Source organism: Bacillus sp. MRMR6 (genome assembly GCF_001940785.1).
Lineage (GTDB): Bacteria > Bacillota > Bacilli > Bacillales > Cytobacillaceae > Neobacillus.
Map to the genome: position 1 here is coordinate 1 of NZ_MSLS01000068.1, position 2376 is coordinate 2376.

General features: G+C 33.4%; 3 protein-coding genes and 1 pseudogene. 3 read left to right on the forward strand and 1 reads right to left on the reverse strand.

Going from position 1 to position 2376, the window contains the following annotated elements; genetic code table 11:
* Nucleotides 1-204 precede the first annotated feature (204 nt).
* Complete coding sequence (locus BTR25_RS26440) at nt 205-480, forward strand: YokU family protein (protein WP_075690922.1); 276 nt, start codon at nt 205-207, stop codon at nt 478-480.
* Nucleotides 481-678: 198 nt separating this feature from the next.
* Here BTR25_RS26440 and BTR25_RS26445 read toward each other — a convergent pair whose 3' ends face one another.
* On the reverse strand, nt 679-1062 hold the full coding sequence (locus tag BTR25_RS26445; RefSeq protein WP_075690919.1) for a hypothetical protein: 384 nt from the start codon (nt 1060-1062) through the stop codon (nt 679-681).
* Nucleotides 1063-1416: 354 nt separating this feature from the next.
* Between BTR25_RS26445 and BTR25_RS26450 the strand changes: the two genes are divergently transcribed.
* Complete coding sequence (locus tag BTR25_RS26450; RefSeq protein ID WP_075690920.1) at nt 1417-1683, forward strand: hypothetical protein; 267 nt, start codon at nt 1417-1419, stop codon at nt 1681-1683.
* 406 nt (nt 1684-2089) lie between these two features.
* A pseudogene (locus tag BTR25_RS26460) lies at nt 2090-2376 on the forward strand (lysine 2,3-aminomutase); the annotation flags it as partial.

A 2376-nucleotide genomic window follows, 5' to 3' on the forward strand; every position in this document is an offset into this window, starting at 1 on the left:
CCCTGAGGATCCCCTGAGGATCTGCAGCGGTTAGACAGAAGACATAAATATCAGGAAGACCAGAATCACTCCTCGTTAAAGGATAAACGTCAAAAGCGTGATGAACTGAAAGAGAAGAAATTCAATGCACAGCAGCAAAAATCAACCGTACAGTCTGACAAAGAAACAGACTCAACGGGTAATGAGTAGGTGATCAGTTTGGATATGAAATGCGATTGGTGTGAAGGAAAGGCAAGTATCGGTGAAAACACCGTTTATTGGGAGCTTCCAGATGGAACAAGGGCGGTTGAAATTACGGCGACACCAGCCGTCAACTGCACGGACTGTGGTATGGTGTACCAGAAAGATACGGTGATTAAGGAAATTGAGGATCAATTATTTTTAGTGGATACGAAAAAGATTGGTAGTTCAATAAGCTTTAAGGACCTACTGGAATTACCTCGATTGTTGAAGAGGAATTATTTTGATTTTTCTTCTTAGATAATTCTCAAAGCGTAAATGGCACTCAGAATTGGGTGCCATTTTTCTATATGAATTTTGAAGTAAGTTTGTTCAATAAATATTTTATTAAAATTAAAGTGTCTATCTATCTATAAATTAAGCATTTGATGCTATTTTTTATTTGTTCAAAGCATTCACTTGTGATCGATGGTTGGATTAATAAAGATAATTGGTTTACTATATATGTTTCCAGGTTTTATATATTACTATATCTGTGATGGTGGGTCGTTTTACTCCGTATTTTTTTGCAAGTTTATATTGTGCCTGGGATTTGGTAAGTCCAAATTCCAATAAGACTTCGTATTCGCCTCTAATTTTTTTGACTGCATTATCTGTTAATATTGCTTTATAGCAATTTTCACCTTGTAACTTCTCACGAATTTTTTGTCTGTAGTCGGAATTTCGGCTAAATGTCTCTTTTTTATTTGCTCCATGAAGTTGATGTATATTAATTATTGTTTTAATAGTTGTTTCACATAAATTTAATACTACTGCTATTTCATTAATTGATAATTTTTCTTCAAAGAATAACCTTTCAATTTCAATTTCATGAAGTTCCATATAATTAATCACCTCGAGGTTAAATATAACTGGAAAAAACATGAATGAAAAGTGAAGATTTAATGAATTTAATACAGATTATGACTTTATTAGTGCGGTAATAAAATTCTATTCCGGATCTTGAAGTTAACACCAAATAATTTTTTTCCTTGAAAAAGAATACTACTGAAAATGGATAGTGTTAAAAAATATAAGGTGTATATTTATGACTTTTTGATTACAGTTATAGTTTTCTATACACTTTTTTAAAAAGGTAATTTTAAATAAGCTTTATATTATTAGTATCAGACATTTTCACCCAATATGGTGTATGTTATGATGTAATTAAAAGTATGATGAACGGTGGTGGATTGAATGGGAAAAGTTCATTCTCCTGAAGAACTTATGAACTACATTTCTAATATGAATCGCGATAATTCTGTTGTTCAATTTTCTATTCCTGGGAAGGGGAAATTTACTTTAGTCCTTCAGGAAGAGGATGACCAGACAATTAAAGCTGATGTAGAAGCTAATCCAGAACTTCAACGCATGATTTTAGAGGCTCAAGAACAATACAAGAAGGGGTTAGAAATGCCGACATCTGACTTTTTAAAATCTTTTTCAGCTAAGGACTTTATTTAATGGATTCACGTCATGTTTTATGGCTACCTGTTGTAAGAGATAAACTTGTTCTTTTTAGGAATACTAGATTTACTCCTGAAGAAACCTTCGATTTTATTTCCCGACTTGTGTTGGAAATAGAGGATCAGTTAAAGAATCCTATTATAGGAGGAACTTATACCGAAGAATTCGGGAAGTATAAAGGGATTTCACGGATTGTTCTAAAAAAATTCCGCATATACTTTCAACAATTCAACAATGAAATAATAATTGTCGCAATACTTTTTCCAGGTGAAAAATAATATTAAAAGAAGTCAAACGGATTTATATAAAATCAGTTTGGCTTTTTTTATATTATTAACTTACTCAAATGTGAACCTAAACGAGTCATTTACTAAATATAATCAACATACTTACTTTAAAAAACGCAGTCCCGACCTTCGTTTGCGATGCTCCTGGCGGGGGAGGGAAGATTGCGTTGCAGCCGAATTACTTGATTTCTCAGAGTCCTGAAAAAGTGGTATTGAGAAATTTTGAAGGAGTTATTACTTCTTATCCGGAGCCTGAGAACTATGTACCAGGCAGAGCGGAGGATTATTTTAAAAGTATCTATACGGATTATGAGAAATACAAATCAACTGTCGGGATATCTGCAGTGATGAATGACAGCAAATTCAATCTCGTCCCTGAGGATCTGCAGCGGTTAGACAGAAG

Coding starts and splice junctions, on each gene's coding strand:
- BTR25_RS26440 (WP_075690922.1), top strand. CDS start 205: ATGAAATGCGATTGGTGTGAAGGAAAGGCAAGTATCGGTGAAAACACC.
- BTR25_RS26445 (WP_075690919.1), bottom strand. CDS start 1,062: ATGGAACTTCATGAAATTGAAATTGAAAGGTTATTCTTTGAAGAAAAA.
- BTR25_RS26450 (WP_075690920.1), top strand. CDS start 1,417: ATGGGAAAAGTTCATTCTCCTGAAGAACTTATGAACTACATTTCTAAT.